This window comes from Halobacillus sp. 12SKB (genome assembly GCF_052941655.1).
Genome location: NZ_JBRFWR010000001.1, coordinates 2,236,175 through 2,261,750, shown reverse-complemented (window position 1 = coordinate 2,261,750; position 25,576 = coordinate 2,236,175). Strand labels below are relative to the sequence as shown.

The following is a 25,576-nucleotide window of genomic DNA, read 5'->3' as shown; positions in this document are numbered from 1 at the left end:
TGTTCGTGTCCTTTTCCAAGCCGTTGTTTAGATATGTACGTTATTATATCCATTTAGGAAAAGGAAATCAACCCATTTTAAAAGGAAATTGTGATTTGGGCCTCCAAGAAGCTTTTTCTTCAAAAATATTCATCAATAACTCTAAATTTGAATGGTCCGTTTCATCTGAATAGATAATCAACTCATCAGGGGCATGAGCAAGAGCCGGGGTGACCGGCCATTCAATCGGCAGATGAGCAATGCTTTCGTCGGGATATTGCTTCATGTATAGTTTTGTTTCTGATTCACTGATCGGATTCCCTTCATCATGATAGTAGGTCAAACGACCATCATCAAGCAAATGAAGCAACTGCACGCCTGTGTCCTTATGATGGACGCGATAACGCCATGAATCCACCATTAATTGATAAGACTCTTCTTGTTTATATTCGTCAATGATTTTACCGGTGTATTCAATAAGCGAGTCATGGACGGACTGCAAACAAGCCGCACTGAGTTCATCAAACTCCACAAAACATCTGGCAATCAAATAATCCTGTATAAAAGCTCGTAAATAGTGGTAAATCGGTGGCAACTGGAGTCCTGCGGGTGGTTTATCTTCAAAGTCTTGTCCAATTTCAAGCATTCGTTGAACTTCTTGTGGATCCTCGTAGTAGTACCGATATTTTAATACCCCTTCCATCCATCCGAGCATTTTCCTTTTCCGAATGACTTGCAAAAAGGCGCGGATGGCCTGCACATAAGCCGCTCCATTCAATGAAGCATTCATCAACTTCACATCAAACCCGTCTTTGTGTTCCTTGAAGATCCAAAGTTTTTGTTCTGAGACAATCGCATTATAGAATAGGATCGCTTCCGTACGATTAGAAAAATGAATGCAAAACACCAAAATTCCCCCTCGTCCCGACTTCATTCAACTTCTATGTTCAATGGACGACCTCAAGGACAAGCCTCTGAAAATCAACCATTAAAAGATGACGCACCTATGACATAAAGTTGGCTATTCCTTGTTATATTTATGTGACAAGGGAGGGAATCATGCTATTGTCTTCTTTTTTATAATCGTTATCCTCGCCTATTCCGCCCATTCACGTGGACGCCTTCACTCAGTTGGCGGATCCGCTCTGTAATTCTTTTTGCTTTTACTTGTTCTACATCTCCACGGTTACTCGTCATCAACACCTTCTCCAACTCATTCAAATTGTAGTTAGATGTGAAGAAAACCGGAAGTCTTTCCATCATTCGGTAGTGGAGGATACTTCCGAGGACTTCATCTCTAAACCACGCAGATTGAGATTCCGCCCCGATATCATCGAGCATGAGAACAGGAATTTCTTTGAATGCCTCAATCTTTTCATTCATAGAATCGTCTTTGATGGATGCTTTAATTTCTCTTACAAATTCCGGCATGTAGATGACCATGGAAGGAATATTTTTAGAGCTTAGTTCATTGGCAATAGCTCCCAGGAAATAAGTTTTTCCCACACCAAATGGCCCATGAAAGTAAAGTCCCTTACTTGGCAGTTCATCATTAAGACCTTCAATGTATTGGACGGTTCGTTCCACAGCAGCTCCCCTATCCGGGTCTTGAAGATCCATCCGTTCTAATGAAGCCTCAAGAATTTCACGTGGCATATGGAGACTTCTAACTAAAGACTTCTGCTCTTCCTGCTGTTCATGTTTCCGTTGACGACGACATTTATCATAAATCAACTTCACATCAGAACCTTCCACTTCTACTCTTGGAACATAACCTGGAAGGATGTTGATACATTCTTCACGTGTTGGACATTTCTCACAGTTTTTTGATTGAGTTCGGTATTCATAGAGTTTTATCAACTGTTTCTCAATAGCTTCTTCCGTTAATTCTTCATGCTCCTGCATCAACTTTTTCACTTCTGAGGATTCCATAACTTCCGATTTCATGTGATTCATTCGTTTTTGAAACTGCTCATTGTTACGCATCCATTTTTTTAATGATTGTTGAATAGGTTCCATTGGTATCCCCCCTTTTAATTACCTTTGTTCGTCAGCTTCTTAATCCTTGCAGCTATGTCATCCGTATTAACTTGTACCGCTTCCTTTTCCTCATGCTGCGGCACGTCCTGTTGTTTGAACCAGGCTGGAATGACTTCTTCTTTTTGGTTTTTACGTTTTTGGGACTTCTGTTTGCCCCATTGCTGATATTTCTGATGCTCCGCCTTAGCCAGGTTCATCGCTTGTCTCACGGTCGTTACATTTTTCCTTGCCCAGTGACTTGCGATTTTCTCAAGGTAAGGTTTCGACAATTTCATATCTGTTTTTAATAATACGTAATGAACAAGCACATTCATAACACCGGGTTCAATCCCTTGTTCTGTCATCACGTCACGAATCATTTTCAGGTCTTGTTCAGAAGCACGGTTACCATTGGAAACATCCTCAAGCAATTCCCTAGGAGAGATTTCCTCCAGCATTTGTATAAACTGGTCCTCTTTCGTACCATTGGCTGACTTGTTTTCCACTTTCATTTTCTCTCTTCGGTCTAGAGCCGAATTCCGCTGACTGTCATTTTTTTGTTCTTTCATAAAATCATGACAGGCCGCCTTCAACTCTTCTTCCACTAAATAATGGTTTTCATCAATAGCCCACGTGACCGCTTTTTCCAACTCCGTGTTAGAAAGGTCATACAACGTCGCCAGTTGGACAATCAACTTTTTGTTGCGACCAGTCAATATTTGTTCTGATGGATACATGCGCTTCTTTAATGCATGGTTCAGCCAATTGAAATCTACTCGATCCATAGATGCTACGGGGCCTCTGGATTCTTGTTGATGATTTTGCTGCTTCGCAATGGTTTCCGTTTCTCTTTGCACAGTTTCAATCATTTTATTATGGAAGACTTCATCAAAAGTGGCGGTTACTTCCGTGAAACCATCAAGCGTTTGTCCAGTATTCAATAAACGGCTCTTTAAGCGCTCATACTTTTCCTTTCCCAACTCATGATGCAGCAACAACGAGAGCATATCATCAAGAAAAAACTCTTCAGGAGAAAAAGGAGGGTGTATGGAGTACAGATATACTGCCTGCTGATCCTCATCAATCGAGCGGAACGTTCGCAGTAGTCCAATAGCCTCTAACTTCCCCCTCGCCTCATAAATTTTGTCCAGAGGAGCAGAAAGGTAAGACATCAATGTATGATGAGACTGTACCTGCCCCCCTTCAATCATGTCCGATTCCGATATCAGGACGTGGTATAGCGAAACCGCCAACCTCCCTATAATCGGCTGATATAAATGTGATAAGGAACGATGAAAACTTCGAGGCAGCTCTCCATTCCGTATAATCTTAAATCCGTCCACGGGGAGCAGCTTGCCAATAGAGTAACTCACCGCCTCCACCTCCTTCAATCGTTAAAGCTTGTTCATTGTATTTCAAACAGGAAGCAATCATTCGTTTCAAATTTAAAACAACTGACTGCCTCCAAAATCTAAGATCCCAGAAAAAGAAAATGAGCCGAAACAGGCTCATTCATTGTCTTCATGTTTAATTAATTCTTTTAATTCGTCAATGAAAACGTTGATGTCCTTGAACTGTCGATATACGGAAGCAAAACGAACATAAGCAACTTCATCAATGCCGGACAGACGCTCCATCACCATTTCACCGATATCTTCACTCATGACTTCAGAAACGCCACGATTTCTTAATTCCTTCTCGATATCCATTGTTACTCTTTCCAGTTCCTCCACGGCCACTGGTCTCTTTTCACAAGCTCGAATCAGTCCACGCATCAATTTTTCACGACTGAACTCTTCTCTTGTGCCTTCTTTTTTCACGACAATCAGTGGAACTTCTTCAATCCGTTCGAAAGTTGTAAACCTGAATTGGCATTGTTCACACTCTCTGCGTCGTCTGATCGCCTGTCCTTCTTCAATCGGCCTGGAATCAAGGACTTTTGTACTTTTATAGTGGCAATTCGGGCACTTCACGTATGATCAACTCCACATCATCTTCTTTTCGGCAGTACTCAGGAAGGATCCACCGTTGTGAACTGACTGTCCAATTTTTTATAAAGCTGAACGATTAGATTTCGGCTGTGTCCAAAATCAACAGGACCTCCTGAGTCCGTGGTGACAGAAAAGTCAACGGCCGTTCGAAATGGGCGTACCATTATGATTGTGGCCACTATAAACGCGCGTCTGTTCCCTTTATATTTCACGGTCAGTTCTCCACGTTCTTTAGAACTTGCTACAATTTCTGAAGGCGACGAAAACAACCCTTCAACAGCACGGAAAAGATCATCATGCTTGGCTTTATAATAGTGTGTGACAAGCGCTGAATCCTTATGCTCTTCACTCGTCTCGGAATGGTTGCTGAAATACCTGGAAATAAATGCTTTCACTTACCTAACCCCTTCAATTCCATTCGACATAATCTCCCTTTATTTTAACATGACTTATGAAAATAAGAAATGATTATTGAAACCTAAGGTTCTTTTACAGTTTTTAGTGATTGTGTCTGAACTAGACTGGCCCTTCCCTTAGGACCCTATACTCCATCGAACATTTCAAGATGGTCTTAAGGAATTACTACCGAATAGCACAGAGCAACTAACTATATAGATGAATGTAAAAAGAAGCCGCGCAGGAATCCTGCGCGGCTTCTTTTTACGTTATAGGGCACGAGACTGCTGTACTTCTACAGGTCCCATTCCTCTTGGTACTTCTACTGTTTCATTCTTACCCGCTTCTAGTGCATCGACGATGTACTGAGCGGCAACATTAGGATCAATGCGGTCTCCGCATGTGTAAACATCAATACTTGCATATCCATGCTCTGGAAAACTATGAATCGTCAAGTGTGATTCAGAAATGATGACTACTCCACTAACGCCATGAGGAGCAAATTTGTGAAACGCGACTTCCCGCACTTCTGCACCAGCTTTAAGAGCTGCATCTACAAAGACTTGTTCTATATACGACATATCGTTCAATTTTTCTTCATTACAATTCCATAATTCAGAAATTACGTGTCTTCCCATTGTATCCATATTAAGGATCCCCCTTTGTACATTCACTTCAATACCTCTGAAATAACAGCCATGAACTACCACGGGGGAAAGTTAGTCCTGAGAGGTCCTAACCCTTTGAGTAGACATGAATTTATATGAAATTCAGAAGTTCAAGAGAAAGTATATATGGTTTACCCTTAATTTGCAAGAAATATTTTACTGGGTTTTGTACAACTATTCTTACTGCTCCCATGGGGGGCATAGATGCAATAGGGTTCCGGTCATTTATGAAACACGTGCCTCTTTCTCTTCTTTCATCATGTTCCCGACATACTTAGCAAGATCTACCACACGGCAGGAATATCCCCACTCATTATCATACCAGGCCAGTACTTTTACTTTACGGTCATCGATGACTTGTGTAGATAAACCATCTATGATCGCTGAGGATGATGAAGTCGTGTAATCGATGGAAACGAGTGGCTCTTCACTGTATTCCAATATCCCTTTCATTTCACCCTTAGCCATTCTCTCAAATGTTTCATTTACTTCGTCGGCCGTAACTTCCCTTTTTAAATCGACGACAAGATCAACAAGAGATACATTTGGCGTCGGTACGCGTAAGGCCATACCATTCAACTTCCCTTGAAGACTCGGGATCACTTCTCCTAAGGCTTTGGCTGCACCTGTTGATGTCGGGATAATGGATTGAGTGCACCCGCGAGCTCTTCGTAAATCTTTATGTGGATTATCTAAATTCTTCTGATCATTGGTGAAGGCATGGACCGTTGTCATCAAACCATTCTCAATCCCGAATTCATCTTCCAACACTTTCACTACAGGGGCGAGACAATTGGTTGTGCAGGAAGCATTGGAAATGACATCATGACTCCCCGGCATATATGTTTCTTCATTAACACCCATCACAATTGTCGCATCCACTTGTTTTCCAGGCGCTGTAATAATGACTTTTTTTGCTCCAGACTCTAAATGAAGACCTGCTTCTTCTTTTGTTTTGAACTTGCCCGTTGCTTCAATAACAATATCAATATCCATTTCATCCCATGGAAGTTCCAATGGGTTTCTTGTTGAACACAGTTTCACTTTTTTCCGATTAACGACTAAGTCCCCATCTACGACATTGACCTCTCCTTGAAAACGACCATGCACACTGTCATATTTAATCATGTGAGCAATTGTTTCAGCTGGATAACTTGCATTAACGGCGACCAACTCCATAGATTCATCCGCCACAGCCTTTCTAAATACCATGCGACCAATTCTTCCCAACCCGTTAATAGCAATCTTTGTTTTCCCCATGCTGTTCCAGCCCCCTATATATGATATACTTTTACTCTGTAATTCCTAGATTAGTATAACATATTGTAAGCGGTTTTACATACAGAACGAAAACTTTCCACAAAAAATAACACGTCTACTCAGACGTGTTATTATACGATGTACCAACCTTGAAGTATGTCTCTTAATTGCTGTGAACTTTGTTCAATTGTTCCGGTATTATCAATGACCGCATCCGCCATTTCTGCTTTCTTTTTCACTGGGATCTGTGCGTGAATCCGCTCTTCAGCTTCCTCTCGCCCCGACTGATCCCTTTCCATCAAGCGTTCCAATTGTGTTTTTTCGTCCACATACACAACGAGGATCTTTTCTACGTAATCGGTTAAGTTGCTTTCAAACAGCAATGGAATATCCAGGACGACTGCTTGATATTGTTTCTGCTTATACTCTTCTCGCCGCCTGATCATCTCTTGCCTTACTTTAGGGTGAACAATGCCATTTAGCTGTTTCCGCTTCATTTCGTCACTGAAGACGATCTTGCCGAGTTTTTTCCGATCCAGACCCCCGCCTTCTTGAAGCACCTGTTCTCCAAAAGCTTCTACTATTTCTTGATAGGCAGGTTCACCAGGTTTGACGACATCCCTTGATATTTGATCGGCATCAATAACAGGAATATCCATGTTCTTGAACATCTCTGCTACGGTACTTTTACCACTTGCAATACTTCCTGTTAATCCGATGACTAAAGTCATCCTGACACCTCCTTAAGACAACTTGATCAGCCCGATAATGATAAGTAACACTCCAGGTAAAATGGACAAGCTTTCCGCTTTATCACTAAGCTTTGAACCACTCAAAATTCCACACCCAAGCATGCAGAAAGTCGCTACGGTAATCATGACCGCTGTAAATAAGATAGGAATTCCAATGAGCGCTCCGCTGATTCCAGCTCCAATGGTATCAAGGGACAGCGCTGCTCCCAGCAGCCATACTTCTTTCCCTTGGATGCCACCGGAGTGGTCTACATCCGCCGCTAAGGGGTCGTTCAGTACTTTTGCTGGATTAAGCCAAGGCTCTTTCTTTTCCTCACTATCCTTTTCTTTCTTAAAAAATTGCCATAAAAAATAGATCCCGATACCGATTAATGCAAGTGCCCCCACGCGTTCGGCGTCTTCTGCTGCCACGACCGCTGCCAGCAAATGTCCAAAATAAGAGGACAAAAGAAACATACAACCGGAGACACTCGCAATTAAAAAGACGCCTCTTAAAGTAAGGCCGACCTTTTTTAAACCCAGGACGCAGCCGATTCCAAAGCTATCGATGCTGACTGCTGTAACGAACAAAAAAATGAACATCCCAATCCCCATGCATCCCACACCTTCATATCTTAAGCTGTGGGATAGTATATGGGGGTTTACCTAGTAGTGTGTAAAGGTTGACACTTAGGACAGATGTGAGTCCCTCTTCCGCTGACCTTCAACTTTGTAATCGGTGTGCCACATTCAAGACACTCTAAATCCTGCTTTCCATAAACACGGAGCTTCTGCTGAAACATCCCGATTTCTCCCTGACTGTTCAAGTAGGAGCGAATGGTCGTTCCGCCCTGTTCAATAGCCTCAAGGATAACGGAAATACTTGCTTCACGAATCTTTTCAACCTCAATTTTTGTCAGAGTATTGGCGATACGCTCAGGATGAATGCCTGCCCTGAAGAGGGCTTCGTCTACATAAATATTCCCAAGGCCTGCTACAATCGATTGGTCAAGCAGGACCGCTTTCATGTTTCTAGATGTTTTCCTAAGCCTCTCATAAAAATAATCCACGGTGAAAGCTTCATTAAACGGATCAGGTCCTAATTGAATAAGCGGTTTGTTTTTAAGCTCCATTCCTTTTGGAAAAGCGTGCATGGTCCCGAATTTCCGCACATCGTTGTATCGAAGTTCTGTTCCATCTGTAAAATGGAAGATCACGTGGGTATGCTTCGTTTTTTCGGTCGCACCCTCGTAAACACCAAACTTCCCCTCCATTCGCAGATGGGAAACGAGTGCAATGTCATCCATATGGAAGATTAAAAACTTTCCTTTACGATCGATATCTCGAATGGTCTGCCCGACCAATAACTGCTCAAACTCTTTGGGGTCTTGAGGCTGTTTAATGATATTCCCCCAAAACACGGATACCTTTTCAACCTCTTTTCCTAAAGCGAGATGTTTCAATGTTTTTCTGACTGTTTCTACCTCAGGTAACTCTGGCATCGTTTCATTCTCCTCTTACTTTGCATCATACCAAGTGTCCCCATAAGAAGAATCGACTTTTAGAGGAACATCTAAATCAACGGTATTTTCCATGACAGAGGATACAATCTCTTCTAGATGTTTCACTTCTTCTTTTGGTGCTTCAATGATCAATTCGTCATGCACTTGAAGGAGGACTTTGGCTTGCATGTTCTCGTCTTGAAGTTTTTCTTCAAGGTCAATCATCGCTTTTTTAATAATATCGGCTGCACTTCCCTGAATGGGGGTGTTCATCGCCGTTCGCTCGGCAAAGCTGCGTTTATTAAAATTCCGGCTCTTGATGTCAGGCAGGTATCGTCTACGGTTCATAAATGTTGATACATATCCTGTCTCTTTTGCTTCCCTTACAGTCTCATCCATGTAAGATTTGACTCCAGGATAGCTCTCAAAATATTTATTAATGAAAGCCTGCGCTTCTTTCCGAGTAATACCAAGGCTTTGTGACAGACCATAATCACTGATTCCGTAAACGATCCCGAAGTTTACTGCTTTCGCCTGTCTTCTCATTTCACTTGTAACGTCGTCTCTTGATACACCGAAAACTTCACTTGCTGTCTGGGTGTGAATATCTTCCCCTTCTTTAAATGCCTGCATAAGCTTTTCATCCTGAGCAATATGGGCGAGGACACGAAGTTCGATTTGAGAATAGTCACTCGCAAACATGACCCACCCTTTTTGAGATGGAATAAAGGCCTGTCTTATTTTACGCCCTTCTTCAAGGCGGATCGGAATATTCTGTAAGTTAGGATCCGTAGAACTTAACCGCCCGGTTTGTGTAAGAGCTTGGTTAAAGCGTGTATGAATTTTCCCCGTCTCTTCATGAACGACCTTGAGAAGACCTTCGATATACGTCGACTTCAGCTTCCTGAGCTGACGGTTAAGAAGGATTTTAGGGATGATCTCATGTTGATCTTCCAATTGCTCTAAAACATCCGCAGAAGTGGAATAACCGGTCTTCGTCTTTTTGATAACCGGAAGCTCCAGCTTCTCAAATAAAATCGGCCCTAGTTGTTTAGGGGAATTGAGGTTGAATTTCTCTCCTGCAAGTTCGTAAATTTCCTGTTCAACCTTATTCAACCGTTCTTCCAGTTCCTCCCCCATATTTTCCAACCTCTCAACGTCCACACATACACCACGATGCTCCATCCGACCAAGAATAAGCGCTAATGGCATTTCAAGTTCTCTGAATAACTGATATTGTTCATTTTCTTTCAGTTTCTTTTCCATATCCTCTTTCATGTTATAAAGAAGAGATGCTTTTCTGCCAATATGCTCATAGAAGTCCTGATCATCATCTGGACGTTTCATTTTAGCGCCTTTTCCATACACTTCTTCGTCGTATTTGACGGCTGTTTCACCTAAACGGTGGCCTATCGCAGGAATATCATGGTTATTCTCTGCGGGGTTAATCAAATAAGAAGCAAGCAATAAATCGAACGTGATCCCCTTCATCTCAATCCCATGACGCAAAAGAGCCACACACGTCCGTTTTGCATCGAAGACCCATTTTTCATTTTCTGCACTCTCTGCCCACGTTTGAAACGCGTCCGAGTTTTTAGCATCTTCCATTGTAAGGACAAATTTTCGTTGGTCATTCACAATAGCAATGCCTTCCACTGGTGCCGTATGGTAATTGTCGTAAAGCATTTCGACCACCACCGCCTCTTCCCCTGTGAAAAGATCTGCTGTTAATTCCTGGACCACTTCTACATCAATCTCCGGGAGTTCATGAGCTTCTTCAGATTCTGCACCGCCTTCCTGGACACGGGAAAGCAGCGATTGAAATCCAAGCTCTTTAAAAAACTCGCTCACTTTTTGAGATTGATAACCGGAATAACCAATATCAGAGATGTTGATTTCGATCGGGGCTTCACGCTCGATGGTAACCAGCTGCTGACTCATCAACGCCTCTTCCTTATTTGTTTCCAGTTTTTCTTTCAACTTCTTCCCACTCACATCACTTAAGTTCTCATAAAGGTTTTCCAGCGTATCAAATTGCTTCAGAAGTTTGACCGCCGTTTTCTCACCAACCCCGGGGACACCAGGAATATTATCAGAACTATCTCCCATGAGCGCCTTCAGGTCAATAATCTGATCCGGACGGACTTCCATCTTCTCCATAAGGAAAGAAGGGGTGTATGTATCCACATTAGTAATCCCTTTTTTCGTCAGGCTCACGGTAATGTTCTTATTCACAAGTTGAAGGAGATCCTTGTCCCCTGAAATCACTTTCACTTCAAGGCCCTTTTCCCCCGCCTGTGTCGCAAGAGTTCCTATGATATCGTCCGCTTCATAATTCTCAAGCTGATAATAATTGACTTCAAACGCATCCAGGAGTTCCTTGAGGACAGGGAATTGTTCAGATAGTTCAGAAGGAGTTTTCTGCCGGCCACCCTTATAATCCTCATAAGTTTTATGACGGAATGTTGTTTTACCAGCATCAAAAGCAACGAGCAGATGATCCGGTTGATCTTCTTCCAGAATTTTCAACAACATAGTTGTAAATCCATACACGGCGTTCGTGTACACGCCTTTATCATTGTTCAACAAAGGCAATGCAAAGAATGCCCGGTACGCAATACTGTTCCCATCAATTAATACCACTTTCTCAGCCATTGGCTCACTCCTCGTTATAGATGATACTCGATGATCTCCATCTGTTTCTTTTCCTTAGTCTTCGTTGGTTTAATGAATCAATGTATATTTCTTCAATGGATTCTGAGGTTCCATTACTATATAAAAAACGCCTTTTTCATCATTCTACCACGTTTACAGTAGAGAGGAAAAAGGCGCGCCTGATCGTTTATTCAAAATAACCTAAAAGTAATTCAGCATAAGGAGAATCCTGAGGAAGAATAATGGTCGTCTCCCCATCAATCGTCTTCTTATAAGATTCCAGGATTCGATAAAGTTGGTAGAACTCAGGATCTTGAGAAAAGGCATTGTTGTATATCTGAGCAGCTTCCTGTTCTCCTTCTGCTCGTATTTTTTCAGCATTTGCCCGGGCTGTAGACAACATTTCCTGTACTTCCCGATCCACTTCTGCGCGAATTCTACTCTTATCCGCTTCCCCTTCTGACAAGTACTGCTGAGCTATTTTTTCACGGTCTGTAATCATTTGATTGAAAACCGCTTCCTCATTTGCCTCCGGCAGGTCAGAGCGCTTTATTCGCACGTCATCTACAACGATGCCATAATTATCTCTTTGCAAATATTCGTTAACTTTGGCCGTAATTTCTTCATTCAATACGCCTCTGGAACTTTCTTCCTCATTAATAATCTCAGAAAAATTCATCTTCCCTAATTCAGATCGAACAATGGAGAAAATAAACTCTCCCATTCTCGCTTCTGCATTCATCTCAGTCCTGGCATTAGCAATCATATTTTCGGGATCAGTGATGCTCCATATGGCATAATTATCGATAATCATCCGCTTTTTATCCAAAGTGGTGATCTCTTTTTCATCCACATCGTAGACCATCTTCTTTTTAGAGAGGGTGGATACTTCTTGTACTAATGGGATCTTGAACTTAAGCCCCGGCTCTTCGTGAATTTTCACAACATCTCCAAATTGGCGAACGACCTTATACTCCCCTTCTTTAGCAATCACAATTGAATTTATACCTATAAGGAGAATCCCTATAATGACAAGTAATGTGACTCCAGCTTTCACGTACTTTCTGAGGTCCTTCTTTTGTTTTTCATTTTCATTAAAGATTTCTTCACTCATGATTCTTCACTCTCCTCATCTTCAGCCGAACTAGGAGGTACAACATTTTGAACGGTTCCTTGATTTAATGGCAGGTATTTCATTGTGTTTCCATCATCATTCATAATGTATACATTAGCCTCTGGAAGTACTTCTTCAAGTGTCTCCATCACAAGACGCTCACGGGTAATCGTTTCGTTCCCCTGATACTCCTCAAGCAAGGCATTAAAACTAGCAACAGCCCCCGTTGCTTGTTGAATTCTCTCTACTTTCGCACCTTCCGACCTTTGAATAATCGCGTCCTTTTCACCAAGCGCTTCTTCACGTTTCTGGTTGGCATACTTCTCCGCTTCATTCACTTTACTTTGCTTTTGTTCACGAGCGTCTGTCACTTTTGTAAACGCAGAGCGCACTTCCTTGTTGGGAAGATCGACCTCCTGGAGACGTACATCTATAATGGATACACCAATTTCATAGCTATCAATTAAACTGACTAATCCTTCTCTCACTTCATTTTCAATCTCAGCTTTACCAGATGTTAGAGCTTCATCAATTTCACTACTTCCAATGACACCTCTAAGTGAAGAAGATGTGGCATTAAATAAAACCTGTTCAGGTTTCTCCGAGGCAAACAAATAAGCAGCTGGATCCGTAATCTTCCATTGGACGACGAGATCGGCCTGTAAAATCATATCGTCACCTGTAATCATCGTTACTTTATCCGTTTCTTCTCCGCTGTCATCGAAACCGAAATCCAAGCTGAACGTTTCTTTCGACATTTTTTCTACTTCTTGGATCGGCCATGGCATTTTGAAGTGCAAGCCTGGTTCTGTTATGCCATCTTCAGCTTTTCCGAACGTAAGGACCACGGCCTGTTCTGATTCATCTACGGTGTACCATGTCGTTATAAGAGCGATAATTAATAACACACCTACGACAACAAGGCCCGTCCATTTGTATAGTTGTCTAAGACTCATATCGACTTCCCCTTTATCTTTATGGATACTATAATTACGTTTATGTAACAAAAAGGTTTCAAAAAAGTAACCTCCATTTTTTCATAACTAAAGCTCCCGATTGTGGAAGACTCCGTTTCGAGACTTTTGTTTAGTGGGTGGGGCGGAGGGGAATTAACTCCCTTGGAAGCTACTCTGCATGCGAAAAGGTTGTTATAGAGCGCTTTATGCTTATTAACACCAGCATAGTGAAAGTCATCCTGACGCAGTGAAGGGGTTCGTTTCTCTCCAACATCGAAAAGGGGTTGGGAAGTTTCGTTGAGAAAGGAGATAAGCGGTATCCCTTAGGGCTTCAGACCGCCCAAAGAAGCTCGGCACTCCCACACAGGAAAGTTTTCAAATGCGGACCCACCCTTGTAGACACGAGTGCCAGTGCGATGGAGCTGGACGATTGGATTCCGAGCCATCCCTGACGCTTCACCAGGGAACGAACCCCGAGTACAACTCGAAATTGAGACTTCAACAATCCTGCTGTATAGTGGAATATTGGTTTAAGGGATTGGATTTTGAATGGGAAGTATAGGGGCGTATTTTTACAAGGTTTTAACGGAATCGAAACAAAAAAAGGCAGAAGCGAGGGAAGCTTCTGCCAAAAAGAGAAAACACCTTGGATGAAAGGGTTTCAAAGGTATTCTATCGAAGTAATGTTAACCTTAATTTAATAAAATATTAATTTTCCGTAAACTTCTTTGGAATCTCAACATAAAACGACGTCCCGACATCCACTTCACTTTCTACATGGATGGTCCCTTCATGGGCTTCTACAATGTGTTTTACAATGGCAAGACCTAGACCTGTTCCACCTGAGTTCCTGCTTCTCGCTTTATCCACACGGTAGAACCTTTCAAAGATCCTGGATATTTCTTCCTCAGGTATTCCAACACCATTATCAGTGATTTTAATCGTTACATGATTTTCCGATTCTTGAAATTCTAATGTAACTTCCCCTTCATCTCCTGAATAATTAATAGCATTAGTCAACAAGTTCATGAACACTTGCTTCAAGCGGCTGGAGTCACCTTGAATCAAAGTATTTCCATCCACGGAAGCGTGGAGCTTCACTTCTTTTTGCTCGGCATGTTGTTCAACAATAGGCAGTAAATCATTTAACAACCGTTGGACTTCCACTTGTTCAACATTTAAAAGGAAGTCATCCCTTTCAAGTTTGGACAATTCCAAAAGATCTTGGATCAAGGACTGCAGCCGGCCACTTTCTTTTAAGATGATTTGTAAAAACTGCTCGAGCATCTTTTCATCTTTCATAGCCCCATCAAGCAGGGTTTCTGAAAAACCGCGAATGGAAGTAATCGGTGTCTTCAATTCATGAGAAACGTTAGCCACAAAGTCTTTTCTCATTTGCTCCAACTGTTTCAGTTCAGATATATCATGGAAAACCAAAACGACTCCTCTCCATTTTTGGTCTTCGCTGAATATGGGAGCCCCGGTAACCTCCAAGTGTTTCCTGTCTATATTGACAGGCAGGACAAACGTTTCACTGACCGTTTCTTCAAACATATAAATCTTCTGAACTGTCTCGTGAATGGTTGTGTAAGGGATAGCATCGTGATACAAATGACCGATAAAGTCTTTTTGCTCTCCTTTAAACGTTTCTAAGAAAGCACGATTCAAAAGTAGAATATACCCTTTTTCATCAATCAATACTAACCCATTCCCCATATTGTTGATGACTGCTTCTAATTGATTCTCCTGCATCCCCTTTGTACTCGTCATCTCCTGCAGATTTCTCGCCAGGATATTAATCGACTGGCTAAGTTGCCCTGCTTCACCAAAATGTCCTTCATAAGTCCTTGCTTTATAATTTCCTTTTGCAAGTTCTGTAGCGACACTAGCGGCTGATCGAATAGGGCGGATATATTTCGAAAATACGTTAAAGCCAATTACAAAAATGACTAAAAGACCAAGAAGTAATGTAAAACCGATTAAAAGCCAGATGTTTTTTGTGATATTAGTTAATGCTTCCACGGGCGACAGAAGAATAAGTGTACCATTAATATCATCCACACTATTATTCACAGGGTAATAGAAGATCTCATCAAGCATCTGCCCTTCATTCATCGGGGAGGTTCCACTCTCAACCCTTGTAATCACTTCCTGCTTTTCATCATTATTTATAACAGGTACAGCATCAACCGTATCAATTATTCTATCTCCAGAATCCGATATAAAAATCATGCCTGTATTCAACTGTTCACTAAAGTTATACAACTCATCCTGACTTACTTCCCTATCTTCCGTAAATTGATCCAAGTACGTGATGAAATATTGACTTTCCAACTCTACTCTCTCTTCAAATATATTGATAAAATAGCCGCGGGTCAGTTGAGCGAGAATAATACCCAGCCCTAACATGACAATGACCACTAAAACCGTATAGGTCATCAGTGGCCTAGTATTGGAGCTCATTTATTTAGGCTCCTCCATTTTATAACCGAGCCCCCGTATTGTTTTTATATACACTGGTTTTTTTGTCTCGGGTTCAATTTTTTCACGTAAATGGCTCACATGGACATCGACAATACGAGTGTCTCCCGCGAAATCATAATTCCATACGGCACTTAATAGTTGGTCTCTGGAAAGAACACGACCTAAGTTTTGAGCCAGGTATAGGAGAAGCTCAAATTCTTTCGGGGTAAATGTTAAAGGCTCGTCCTTGATTGTTGCCTCATATTGTTCAGGGTAAATAGATAGATCAGCAATTTGAATAATTTTTTGATCGTTTACTACATTTTCCCGAACCATTCTTCTCAAGATTGCTTTAATTCTAGCTACGACCTCTCTAGGACTGAATGGTTTGGTCAAGTAATCGTCTGCACCAAGCTCAAGACCAAGTACCTTATCAAACTCATCGTCTTTAGCGGTCAACATGAGGACAGGCGTATTCACTTGCATTTGCCTCAACTTCTTACATACTTCCATTCCATCCATCCCCGGAAGCATAACGTCAAGGACGATTAAGTCAAAATGATCTTTCGAAGCTTTTTCAAGAGCATCCGTACCGTTATAGGCCACATCTGTCTCATATCCTGCTTGATCAATATTATATTTTAGTAAAGTTACAATAGATTCTTCATCATCTACAATAAGAATTTTTTGTTCCAATGACATCACCTCTACTACAAGTTACTTTCATCATACAATGAAGTTTACAATTTGAATACGGATCTTTACCATTTTTACTTAATCTTAATATAGACATTAAGCTCTTTTTCATCCGTTTAAAGACTCTTAGATCATGTGGAAAAGGAAGCGGATGGTGTGACCATCTTTAGGGGTATGTAGAAAAGAGGAATAAGCCGCTGGTCTATTTTAGTCCGAGCGGCTTGTTGTTATCAGTGAGAACTAAGCGGCAGTTCCGAATTTAATAAAAGTTCTCCAATGAGATAGCATTCATAGAATCAGGTTCATACGGTGGTTGAACGATAAGCATTCCTTTCACGACCTCGTCGCCTTCTTCATCATATCCTACCACTTGAAGTTCAACTTGATGTTCTTCTTTGTGAATTGCTGTTACTTCGGCGTTAAAACGGACGTCTGCATAATGATAAACCGGTTTAGGGTATTCTATATTTTGCTTGATGATGTGACTCCCCGGACCAGGCAAATGCATGGATACGATGGACGACACCATACCAAACACCATAACTGTAGGTACGACCGGGCGTTTAAAAGGTGTTTGTGAAGCATAATCATGCTGAATATACAAAGGGTTTGCGTCATTGGTCAAACCTAGATACATAAGTAAATCACGGTCTTCGACTGTAAAAGAAGTCGTGAATTTTTCGCCTGTTTTCAAATCATTGATTTTCTTTCCAAGCTTTCTCTTCTTTCCTAACATATCCTCACCTCTTGTAAGCGTTTTCTTTAGTGTTAAAAAAAGGGATCCGAGGGTTTTCCCCGAATCCCTTCCCCTTTATTTTAATACATTCAACACATTTTTAACAGAATCCGCCGATTTATCCAACTGCTGTTTTTCTTCTTCTGTCAGTTCAAGCTCAATGACCTCTTCAATTCCATTTCCACCAAGGATCGTAGGAACTCCTAGATAGATACCGTCATATCCATATTCCCCTTCCAAGTAAGCTATGGAAGGAAGAATACGACGCTGATCCTTCAGAATTGCTTCTGCCATTTGGACTAACGAAGCCGCAGGTGCATAATAGGCACTTCCATTTCCAAGAAGACCGACAATTTCTCCGCCACCTTTACGCGTTCTCTCAACAATTGCATCTAAACGCTCTTTGGAAATTAATTTTTCCAAAGGAATTCCGCCAGCGAAAGAATAACGTGTTAGTGGCACCATATCGTCACCGTGGCCACCAAGAACGAAACCAGTTACGTCTTTGATTGATACATTCAACTCTTCTGCAACGAATGTACGGAAGCGTGCTGTATCCAAGACACCGGACTGTCCGATGACACGATTCTTAGGTAAACCAGCCTCCTGGAATACAGAATAAGTCATGGCATCAACAGGGTTCGTCAACACAACAATAAAACAATCTGGAGAGTTTTTGACGATTTCTTTCGTCACACTCTTCATTATTTTCGAGTTTGTGTTGACTAGATCATCACGACTCATACCAGGCTTACGAGCAATTCCTGCAGTGATGATGACAAGGTCTGAATCTTTCGTATCCTTATAGTCAGAAGTTCCAGTAACCTTCGCATCAAATCCCTGAACAGGACTCGCTTCCAACATGTCCAGAGCTTTTCCTTTCGTTGGATCTTCCATATCAGGAACATCAACGAGTACAACATCTCCCAGCTCTTTTTGTGCGAGCATAAGCGCTGTCGTAGCACCAGTGAAACCAGCACCGATTACGGATACTTTGTTTCTACGAATAGCCATCATGACCCACTCTCCCTTATTGATTAGTCCATATTCTTAATCAGTTCATCACCGAACTCAGAGCATTTCACTTCTGTTGCGCCTTCCATCATACGAGCGAAATCATATGTGACAACTTTACTTCCGATTGTTTTGTCCATAGATTTCGTGATTAAATCAGCCGCTTCTCTCCAACCAAGGTGCTCAAGCATAAGCACACCAGAAAGGATAACAGAAGATGGATTCACTTTATCAAGACCAGCATACTTCGGAGCTGTACCATGTGTCGCTTCAAAGATCGCGTGTCCTGTTTCAAAGTTGATATTCGCACCTGGAGCAATTCCAATTCCACCCACTTGTGCAGCGAGTGCATCAGAGATATAGTCTCCGTTTAGGTTCATCGTTGCAACAACATCGAACTCTTTCGGACGAGTAAGAATTTGTTGAAGGAAGATATCTGCAATCGCATCTTTTACGATGATCCTACCTTCAGCTTCTGCTGCATCCTGAGCTTTGTTTGCAGCGTCTTTACCTTCTTTTTCAACAATACGGTCATACTCTGCCCATGTGAATACTTTATCACTGTATTCCTCTTCAGCAACTTCATAACCCCAAGCCTTAAAGGAGCCCTCTGTGAACTTCATAATGTTTCCTTTGTGTACGAGCGTGACGTTTTTACGTCCTTCGTTCAATGCATAATCAATTGCTGCACGAACCAATCGCTTCGTACCTTCTTCGGAAACCGGCTTAATTCCGATTCCGGAAGTTTCAGGGAAACGAATGTTATGTACACCCATTTCATTTTGAAGGAAGTCGATGACTTTCTTCACTTCTGGTGTTCCTTTTTGCCACTCGATACCTGCATAAATATCTTCAGTGTTTTCACGGAAGATTGCCATATCTGTATCTTCTGGACGCTTAACTGGAGAAGGTACCCCTTCGAAGTAGCGTACAGGACGCAGGCATGTAAATAAGTCCAACTCTTGACGAAGAGCAACGTTCAATGAACGGATTCCGCCACCAATTGGAGTCGTCAAAGGACCTTTGATTGCAATCTTGTAATCTCTGATTGTGTCAAGAGTTGCTTCTGGAAGCCACTCACCAGTTTCATCATAGGCTTTCTGACCAGCAAGTACTTCTTTCCACTCGATGGATTTCTCACTATTGTATGCTTTATCAACGGCAGCTTCGATCACGCGGCTAGCGGCTGCCCAAATATCAGGACCGATTCCATCACCTTCGATGTAAGGAATAACCGGACGCTCTGGTACATTTAGTGTTCCGTTTTGTTCTACTGTAATTTTTTGTGCTTGTGTCACAATAAACCCTCCTAATATTTTGTAAGAAATATGGATGGATCATCCTCTTCTATCATACGTTAAAATAAGTTGAATAAAAAGGGAGGCTTGCCGGCGTACCGGCTGCTCTCTTATCGATCCTCAATTGGTGTATAGCTTTGGCCTTTAGGTCCTACGTATTCAGCACGTGGACGAATCAGACGGTTGTTGGAGTACTGCTCTAGAATATGTGCCAACCAGCCGGATACACGGGAAACGGCAAAGATTGGTGTGAAAATATCGTGATCGATTCCAAGACTATGATAAACAGAAGCTGAATAAAAGTCCACGTTCGCTGGAAGTCCTTTATTCTCTTTGATATAGTCCTCAATTTTAATAGACATTTCATAGTATTTGGAGTGACCTGTAAGTCCTGTTAATTCACGGGACATTTCTTTCAAGTGTTTTGCACGTGGATCTCCTGAACGGTAGACACGGTGCCCCATACCCATGATTTTTTCTTTATTTTCCAGTTTTTTCTCAATGGCAGGAATTGCGTTCTCGACGCTTCCGATTTCCGTCAGCATTTTCATCACGCGTTCATTGGCACCACCATGCAATGGACCTTTCAAAGCTCCAATGGCAGCCGTTACTCCAGAGTAAACATCAGAGAGCGTAGCTACACAAACACGGGCTGTAAATGTAGATGCATTCAACTCGTGATCGGCATGAAGGACAAGTGCTTTATTAAAAGCTTCCACTTCCAAATCTTCCGGGTCTTTTCCGTTGAGCATATAGAGGAAGTTTCCTGCAAAACTTAAATCTTTTTTAGGTGCGACCGGCTCTTCTCCTTTACGGATACGAGCAAATGCAGTTACAACCGTAGGGATTTTCGCTTGTAAACGCAGCGCTTTCCGTTTGTTCGCTTCCTCTTCCATGACATCAGACTCAGGATCGTAGAGTCCAAGCATTGAAACAGCTGTACGTAAAGCAGCCATAGGGTGTACTGTCGACAGATCATAAGACTTCAGATGATCGACAACTTCAGTCGGAATGTCCATATTTGAAATAAGTTCTTCCTTAAAAGCATCCAATTCTTCTTTGTTTGGTAGCTTTTGATTCCAGAGAAGGTAGACAACCTCTTCAAAACTGGAGTTATTTGCCAGGTCATCGATATCATATCCGACATAAGTCAGTTTATCGTCGATGATTGAACTTATGGATGATTCAGTTGCTGTAATTCCTTCAAGACCTTTAGTTGATGATGACATACAATCTCTCCCTTTCAAAAATTCCTTTTTCCTTAAACTCTCAATAAGAAAACGCTTTACTATTTGCTTATTTACCTTTTAGGAAAACTACCCCACAGACAATTATAAAGTATTCTGAAGAGAATGTGAATTGAAACCGTTTAATTTTGCAGGATTTTATCGAATATTCCTACATAATTATTATAATTATACATTCGTTCATATTTATTCTTTTATTGCCTAACCAAAGCTCAAACTCATTTTCACCATGGGGAGGTGGATGATATGGATAACCAAATATTACAAGTATTTCTACGTTTTATTTTCGTTGTCATAATCGCAGTCAGCCTTCTATTCTTCATTTATTTTTCCTGGCTGTACTTGCAGCCGTTTATACTTGCTATTGTGTTATCTGCATTCTTCCAACCCTTTATTCAATTGTTAAACAATCACCTGCGGATCCCAAGGGGTGCGGCTATTTTGCTCGTTCTGTTCATTTTCGGCGGGCTTGCAGGAGGGCTCTTAGCACTATTAGTGGCAGAAATCATTCGGGGTATTCAGTATTTAGCATCTGGAGTTCCTGGTCATTTTTCTCTACTAACAAACTACTTAACTCAAGGATTTATGCATCTCTTAAGTCCTTTATTATCCAGGGGAGAAGCATTCACCGACAAATTAAGTGCAAATCAGCAGCAAACATTGGAAGAATATATGAAAGTGGCTCAGGAGAAATTCAGTGAGACAAGTCTCTCCTTGTTAAACAGTGCACTTGAAGCTACAGGGATTTTTCTTGCAGAGCTTCCATCTTCTTTCGCCTTCGTCTTTATTACCCTGCTTGCTACTTTCTTCATATGCAAAGACTGGTATATGATCGTGAAGTTTTTGAATAAAATTTTTCCTGATAACCTTTCTGAACGTATGTATATCTTCCAGGGTGAATTTATTCAAACCATCAAAGGACTGATCCGTGCTCAGTGCACGCTCGTTATGATTTCAACTTCTATCATTGCTATAGGTTTACTAATCATTGGTGCTCCACACCCTTTGACCATAACATTTCTTGCAGCTCTTGTCGATTTCATCCCCTATGTAGGAACAGGAATCATCTTTCTCCCGTGGATTATCTATCAATTTCTCACGGGAGAATTTATGATGACGATCTGCTTATCCATTCTCTATATGGTCGTCATGCTGACAAGGCAGACACTGGAACCAAAATTGCTGGCTGATCATTTTGGTGTCCCTCCTATCATCCTTCTCATCAGTCTTTTTCTCGGTTTTCAATTATTTGGAGGATTAGGGATGCTGATCAGTCCTATCGTCCTCATGACGATTCAGACATTAGTGAAAACAGGAGTGACCAAAGAAATTTGGACATATATCATAGGAAAAAACTAGCAAGCGGCTTCCCAGTCGCCCCCTCACCCTTGATACGGAAAACGAACCTGATGATATCAAAACCGAGTCTTCCACATTATCGAGTTTAAGTTAAATCGATAGGGAGGATGTACAAAAGCAAAAAAACTCAGAGAAATAAATCTCTGAGTTCGTTTTTATTTTCTGTATATGGTAATCGTGCCTTTTTGCATGGCTTTTTGGATCGCATTTCTTATGACTCGTTTGATAGGGGATCTGGTTGCCGGAAACAACAGTAAGAATCCAATTGCATCCGTGATAAATCCGGGTGTAAGCAATACAGCTCCACCGACAAGTATGCAAGCACCATCTAAAAGTGTATCTTGAGGCATTTGTCCATATTGGACGGACTGCTGGAAGTTCCTGATCGTTTCTAACCCCTGCTTTTTAGCCAACCATGCACCTAAAACGCCTGTCAGTATAATTAATAAGATGACCCAAATTGGTCCGATTAAATTTCCTGTCCAAATGAGTACACCAATTTCTAATGCGGGTACCACTAAAATAAAAAGCAATAACCAACGAAACATAGAATCTTCCCTTCTTTCCATTTCCTCTATTATACCTTTTTTAAGGATACAATGAAAAGAAAAGGCAGAGGAGTACACAACTCCCCTGCCTTTTCTTGTTTCAGTCTTATAATACACTTGCGTGGCCTTCGTAAATATCCCCACGTGAACTATCAATGGTAATGTCAGAACCATCCTTGATCAATTCAAGAGCATCATTAACTCCAACGATCACTGGAATACCGAGACTTAATCCTACCACCGCTGCGTGAGAAGTAAGTCCACCTTCCATTGTAATGATTCCGGCAGCCTTTTCAATGGCTGGCATCATGTCACGATCTGTTCCTTGTGTGACCAGGATGTCTCCATCCTCGACACGGTCAATGGCTTCTTGCGCATTCTTAGTTACAATGGCACGGCCATAAGCACTCTTCTGGCCAACACCTTGTCCTTTTACTAGGACATCTCCAATGACGTGAACTTTCATCAAGTTCGTCGTACCACTCTCACCAACAGGCACACCACCAGTGATAACTACGCGGTCACCACGGATTGCAAGACCGGAAGCAAGGCTGCGTTCAACTGCGACATCCAACATATCATCTGTTGAGTAAGCACGTGGTCCCATTACGGCATAAACTCCCCAAACGAGGGATAGCTTACGGTTTACTTCTTCATCAGAAGTAATAGCTACAATCGGGGCTTTTGGACGATACTTAGAAATCATGCGAGCCGTATGTCCACTTTCTGTAGGTGTAACGATAGCTGCTGCATTTAGGTTAATCGCCGTATGAGTAACCGACTGACTGATTGCATCCGTGATTGTCATATCACTGTGCTTGGAACGTTCTTGCAATAGAGCCATATGATTTAAGCCTGTTTCTGTTTTGCTTGCAATATTATGCATCGTTTGAACGGCCTCAACAGGGTAATCTCCTGCAGCTGTTTCACCGGAAAGCATAATCGCATCCGTACCATCAAAAATGGCGTTTGCAACGTCAGACGCTTCTGCACGAGTCGGACGTGGGTTGCGTTGCATAGAGTCAAGCATTTGAGTAGCTGTAATGACAGGCTTACCTGCTTCATTACATTTACGGATCAAACGCTTTTGTACAAGTGGTACATCTTCAGCTGGAATTTCAACACCAAGGTCTCCACGAGCAACCATCAAGCCATCGCTGACTTCAAGGATATCATCGATGTTGTCGACACCTTCTTGGTTTTCAATTTTTGGAATGATTTGAATGTGACTGGCATTATGCTTCTCAAGAAGTTCTTTGATTTCAAGGACATCTGACGCACGACGTACGAAAGATGCAGCAATGAAGTCAACCCCTTGCTCAATTCCGAACTCGATATCCTTCGCATCTTTTTCCGTAATTCCAGGCAAGTTGACACTTACATTAGGAACGTTGACACCTTTTTTATTTTTCAATGGGCCATTGTTCAGTACAGTCGTCTTAATCTCATTTTTCTCTTTGTCGATTTCTTCTACTTGAAGTTCCACAAGGCCATCATCCAACAAGATCTTGGAACCAGGGTGAACATCATTGATCAATCCAGGATAAGTGACAGAGAAGCGTTCAGCATCCCCTTCAATTTCGTCCATTGATACATAAGTCGTTGAACCTTTTTCCAAGTAAGCTTCTCCATCTTTCAATGTTCCGGTACGAATTTCCGGACCCTTTGTATCAAGTAGAATAGCTACAGTCTTACCTGTCGCTTTAGAAGCTTCACGGATATTGTCGATTCTAGCTCCGTGCTCTTCAAAATCTCCGTGTGAGAAATTCAAACGAGCGACATTCATCCCTGCTTCAATCAGCTGGGTCAATTTTTCGACAGACTCAGAAGCAGGTCCGATTGTACTAACGATTTTTGTTTTTCTAAACATTTTATTTCCTCCTCAAGTGCCTCTTGCATTATATAGATAGTTCTTTGGAAAGACGATACATATCAAAGTCGATTTCGTGCTTCGTGTTCAGGATCTCTACAATATCATGATCCACCAATTTATTCTGCTGTATACCTACGATACGACCAGCGTGTCCATTCAACAATAAGTCCACCGCATACGCACCGAGACGGCTTGCTAGTACACGGTCAGCAGCACTTGGAGAACCACCACGCTGCGTGTGACCAAGAACAGTCACGCGTGATTCCAATCCAGCGGCCTCATCAATCTTTCGGCCAAGGTCTACAGCACTCCCGACACCTTCCGCTACAATAATGATGCTGTGCTTTTTGCCACGGTCATGTCCGCGCTTCAAACGATCGATGATATCTTCAAAATCATCGTCAAACTCTGGAATGATGATACTCTCAGCTCCGTCCGCAAGTCCTGCCCAAAGTGCAAGATCACCGGCATCACGACCCATGACTTCGATAATAAATGTACGTTCATGAGATGTAGCCGTATCACGGATTTTATCAATAGCATCAATGATGGTATTCAGGGCTGTGTCGAACCCGATTGTGAAATCAGTTCCAGGGATGTCATTATCAATCGTTCCTGGAACACCAATGCATGGATATCCTTTTTCCGTAATTTTTTTTGCCCCCATAAAGGTACCATCACCACCGATGGCTATCAAGCCCTCGATGCCATGTTTTTTCATTTGTTCGATCCCTTTAAGCTGACCTTCTTCTGTTTTAAATTCTTCACAACGAGCAGAATAAAGTTTCGTACCTCCTCGCTGAATGATGTCCCCGACTGAACCAAGCTCCATCTTTTCAATGTCCCCATCAATTAAACCCTGGTAGCCATATTTGATCCCATAGACTTCTATACCATGATAGATCGCTTTACGAACGACTGAACGAATCGCTGCATTCATTCCAGGAGCGTCGCCCCCACTTGTAAGTACTCCGATTTTCTTCATTCTCATCACCTCAAAAGTTTTCTATTTATGTTGTCCCCAACCAAAGATGAATCGAAACCTCCGTCTATTTTTATAAGGATAGCCTA

Annotated in this window: 23 protein-coding genes; 1 reads left to right on the top strand and 22 read right to left on the bottom strand. The window is 41.9% G+C overall.

Going from position 1 to position 25,576, the window contains the following annotated elements; genetic code table 11:
• Positions 1–67: 67 nt before the first annotated feature.
• From ytxC to citZ, 19 genes are all read right to left on the bottom strand, one after another.
• On the bottom strand, positions 68–886 hold the full coding sequence (gene ytxC, locus ACQ4XT_RS10860) for a sporulation protein YtxC (RefSeq protein ID WP_446853694.1): 819 nt from the start codon (positions 884–886) through the stop codon (positions 68–70).
• A gap of 179 nt (positions 887–1,065) precedes the next feature.
• Positions 1,066–1,998, bottom strand: coding sequence for a primosomal protein DnaI (dnaI, locus tag ACQ4XT_RS10855; protein ID WP_446853693.1), 933 nt, complete (start codon positions 1,996–1,998; stop codon positions 1,066–1,068).
• 14 nt (positions 1,999–2,012) lie between these two features.
• Entirely contained in the window at positions 2,013–3,371 is a 1,359-nt protein-coding gene (locus ACQ4XT_RS10850; protein WP_446853692.1) for a replication initiation and membrane attachment family protein, read from the bottom strand.
• A 135-nt stretch (positions 3,372–3,506) separates the two neighbouring features.
• Positions 3,507–3,971, bottom strand: a complete 465-nt coding sequence (gene nrdR / locus ACQ4XT_RS10845) for a transcriptional regulator NrdR (RefSeq protein ID WP_446853691.1) — start codon at positions 3,969–3,971, stop codon at positions 3,507–3,509.
• Positions 3,972–4,009: 38 nt separating this feature from the next.
• Positions 4,010–4,384 (bottom strand): cytosolic protein, encoded by a 375-nt coding sequence (locus tag ACQ4XT_RS10840; RefSeq protein ID WP_226591391.1) that lies wholly within the window; start codon positions 4,382–4,384, stop codon positions 4,010–4,012.
• A 270-nt stretch (positions 4,385–4,654) separates the two neighbouring features.
• Entirely contained in the window at positions 4,655–5,032 is a 378-nt protein-coding gene (gene speD / locus ACQ4XT_RS10835) for an adenosylmethionine decarboxylase (RefSeq protein ID WP_264187743.1), read from the bottom strand.
• A gap of 246 nt (positions 5,033–5,278) precedes the next feature.
• Complete coding sequence (locus ACQ4XT_RS10830; RefSeq protein WP_446853690.1) at positions 5,279–6,313, bottom strand: glyceraldehyde-3-phosphate dehydrogenase; 1,035 nt, start codon at positions 6,311–6,313, stop codon at positions 5,279–5,281.
• A 131-nt stretch (positions 6,314–6,444) separates the two neighbouring features.
• Positions 6,445–7,044, bottom strand: coding sequence for a dephospho-CoA kinase (gene coaE / locus ACQ4XT_RS10825; protein ID WP_446853689.1), 600 nt, complete (start codon positions 7,042–7,044; stop codon positions 6,445–6,447).
• A 12-nt stretch (positions 7,045–7,056) separates the two neighbouring features.
• A complete protein-coding gene (ytaF, locus tag ACQ4XT_RS10820) occupies positions 7,057–7,647 on the bottom strand; it encodes a sporulation membrane protein YtaF (RefSeq protein ID WP_446853688.1) in 591 nt (196 codons plus the stop codon).
• A gap of 59 nt (positions 7,648–7,706) precedes the next feature.
• On the bottom strand, positions 7,707–8,546 hold the full coding sequence (gene mutM / locus ACQ4XT_RS10815; protein ID WP_446853687.1) for a DNA-formamidopyrimidine glycosylase: 840 nt from the start codon (positions 8,544–8,546) through the stop codon (positions 7,707–7,709).
• A gap of 15 nt (positions 8,547–8,561) precedes the next feature.
• Entirely contained in the window at positions 8,562–11,201 is a 2,640-nt protein-coding gene (polA, locus tag ACQ4XT_RS10810; RefSeq protein ID WP_446853686.1) for a DNA polymerase I, read from the bottom strand.
• 187 nt (positions 11,202–11,388) lie between these two features.
• Positions 11,389–12,315 carry a protease modulator HflC gene (gene hflC, locus ACQ4XT_RS10805; RefSeq protein ID WP_446853685.1) on the bottom strand — a complete coding sequence of 309 codons (927 nt, stop codon included), beginning with the start codon at positions 12,313–12,315 and terminating at the stop codon, positions 11,389–11,391.
• The gene (gene hflK / locus ACQ4XT_RS10800) at positions 12,312–13,271 is read right to left on the bottom strand and encodes an FtsH protease activity modulator HflK (protein ID WP_446853684.1); all 960 of its coding nucleotides are present in this window, start codon (positions 13,269–13,271) and stop codon (positions 12,312–12,314) included. Before hflK ends, hflC begins: the two co-directional genes overlap by 4 nt.
• 708 nt (positions 13,272–13,979) lie before the next feature.
• Positions 13,980–15,734: a two-component system histidine kinase PnpS gene (gene pnpS / locus ACQ4XT_RS10795; RefSeq protein WP_446853683.1), complete on the bottom strand. Its 1,755-nt coding sequence runs from the start codon at positions 15,732–15,734 to the stop codon at positions 13,980–13,982.
• Complete coding sequence (locus ACQ4XT_RS10790; RefSeq protein WP_220585465.1) at positions 15,735–16,430, bottom strand: response regulator transcription factor; 696 nt, start codon at positions 16,428–16,430, stop codon at positions 15,735–15,737. It abuts the gene before it with no gap.
• A 259-nt stretch (positions 16,431–16,689) separates the two neighbouring features.
• Complete coding sequence (locus tag ACQ4XT_RS10785) at positions 16,690–17,166, bottom strand: MaoC/PaaZ C-terminal domain-containing protein (protein ID WP_446853682.1); 477 nt, start codon at positions 17,164–17,166, stop codon at positions 16,690–16,692.
• Positions 17,167–17,241: 75 nt separating this feature from the next.
• Positions 17,242–18,180: a malate dehydrogenase gene (mdh, locus tag ACQ4XT_RS10780; RefSeq protein ID WP_160916347.1), complete on the bottom strand. Its 939-nt coding sequence runs from the start codon at positions 18,178–18,180 to the stop codon at positions 17,242–17,244.
• A 23-nt stretch (positions 18,181–18,203) separates the two neighbouring features.
• On the bottom strand, positions 18,204–19,478 hold the full coding sequence (gene icd, locus ACQ4XT_RS10775; RefSeq protein ID WP_446853681.1) for an NADP-dependent isocitrate dehydrogenase: 1,275 nt from the start codon (positions 19,476–19,478) through the stop codon (positions 18,204–18,206).
• Positions 19,479–19,588: 110 nt separating this feature from the next.
• Complete coding sequence (gene citZ, locus ACQ4XT_RS10770; protein WP_160915696.1) at positions 19,589–20,707, bottom strand: citrate synthase; 1,119 nt, start codon at positions 20,705–20,707, stop codon at positions 19,589–19,591.
• Positions 20,708–20,971: 264 nt separating this feature from the next.
• Between citZ and ytvI the strand changes: the two genes are divergently transcribed.
• Positions 20,972–22,084 carry a sporulation integral membrane protein YtvI gene (ytvI, locus tag ACQ4XT_RS10765; RefSeq protein ID WP_446853680.1) on the top strand — a complete coding sequence of 371 codons (1,113 nt, stop codon included), beginning with the start codon at positions 20,972–20,974 and terminating at the stop codon, positions 22,082–22,084.
• A gap of 155 nt (positions 22,085–22,239) precedes the next feature.
• On the opposite strand, the gene ACQ4XT_RS10760 is transcribed toward ytvI, so the two are convergent.
• The 3 genes from ACQ4XT_RS10760 to pfkA all read right to left on the bottom strand — a co-directional run bounded on the left by ACQ4XT_RS10760 (position 22,240) and on the right by pfkA (position 25,490).
• Positions 22,240–22,632: an FxsA family protein gene (locus ACQ4XT_RS10760; protein ID WP_446853679.1), complete on the bottom strand. Its 393-nt coding sequence runs from the start codon at positions 22,630–22,632 to the stop codon at positions 22,240–22,242.
• Between the two features lie 106 nt (positions 22,633–22,738).
• A complete protein-coding gene (gene pyk / locus ACQ4XT_RS10755) occupies positions 22,739–24,502 on the bottom strand; it encodes a pyruvate kinase (protein WP_226591417.1) in 1,764 nt (587 codons plus the stop codon).
• Between the two features lie 28 nt (positions 24,503–24,530).
• The gene (gene pfkA / locus ACQ4XT_RS10750; protein WP_446853678.1) at positions 24,531–25,490 is read right to left on the bottom strand and encodes a 6-phosphofructokinase; all 960 of its coding nucleotides are present in this window, start codon (positions 25,488–25,490) and stop codon (positions 24,531–24,533) included.
• Positions 25,491–25,576: the final 86 nt, after the last annotated feature.

Coding starts and splice junctions, on each gene's coding strand:
- dnaI (WP_446853693.1), bottom strand. CDS start 1,998: ATGGAACCTATTCAACAATCATTAAAAAAATGGATGCGTAACAATGAG.
- speD (WP_264187743.1), bottom strand. CDS start 5,032: ATGGATACAATGGGAAGACACGTAATTTCTGAATTATGGAATTGTAAT.
- ACQ4XT_RS10830 (WP_446853690.1), bottom strand. CDS start 6,313: ATGGGGAAAACAAAGATTGCTATTAACGGGTTGGGAAGAATTGGTCGC.
- coaE (WP_446853689.1), bottom strand. CDS start 7,044: ATGACTTTAGTCATCGGATTAACAGGAAGTATTGCAAGTGGTAAAAGT.
- ytaF (WP_446853688.1), bottom strand. CDS start 7,647: ATGTTCATTTTTTTGTTCGTTACAGCAGTCAGCATCGATAGCTTTGGA.
- mutM (WP_446853687.1), bottom strand. CDS start 8,546: ATGCCAGAGTTACCTGAGGTAGAAACAGTCAGAAAAACATTGAAACAT.
- polA (WP_446853686.1), bottom strand. CDS start 11,201: ATGGCTGAGAAAGTGGTATTAATTGATGGGAACAGTATTGCGTACCGG.
- hflC (WP_446853685.1), bottom strand. CDS start 12,315: ATGAGTGAAGAAATCTTTAATGAAAATGAAAAACAAAAGAAGGACCTC.
- hflK (WP_446853684.1), bottom strand. CDS start 13,271: ATGAGTCTTAGACAACTATACAAATGGACGGGCCTTGTTGTCGTAGGT.
- pnpS (WP_446853683.1), bottom strand. CDS start 15,734: ATGAGCTCCAATACTAGGCCACTGATGACCTATACGGTTTTAGTGGTC.
- ACQ4XT_RS10785 (WP_446853682.1), bottom strand. CDS start 17,166: ATGTTAGGAAAGAAGAGAAAGCTTGGAAAGAAAATCAATGATTTGAAA.
- mdh (WP_160916347.1), bottom strand. CDS start 18,180: ATGGCTATTCGTAGAAACAAAGTATCCGTAATCGGTGCTGGTTTCACT.
- citZ (WP_160915696.1), bottom strand. CDS start 20,707: ATGTCATCATCAACTAAAGGTCTTGAAGGAATTACAGCAACTGAATCA.
- ytvI (WP_446853680.1), top strand. CDS start 20,972: ATGGATAACCAAATATTACAAGTATTTCTACGTTTTATTTTCGTTGTC.
- ACQ4XT_RS10760 (WP_446853679.1), bottom strand. CDS start 22,632: ATGTTTCGTTGGTTATTGCTTTTTATTTTAGTGGTACCCGCATTAGAA.
- pyk (WP_226591417.1), bottom strand. CDS start 24,502: ATGTTTAGAAAAACAAAAATCGTTAGTACAATCGGACCTGCTTCTGAG.
- pfkA (WP_446853678.1), bottom strand. CDS start 25,490: ATGAAGAAAATCGGAGTACTTACAAGTGGGGGCGACGCTCCTGGAATG.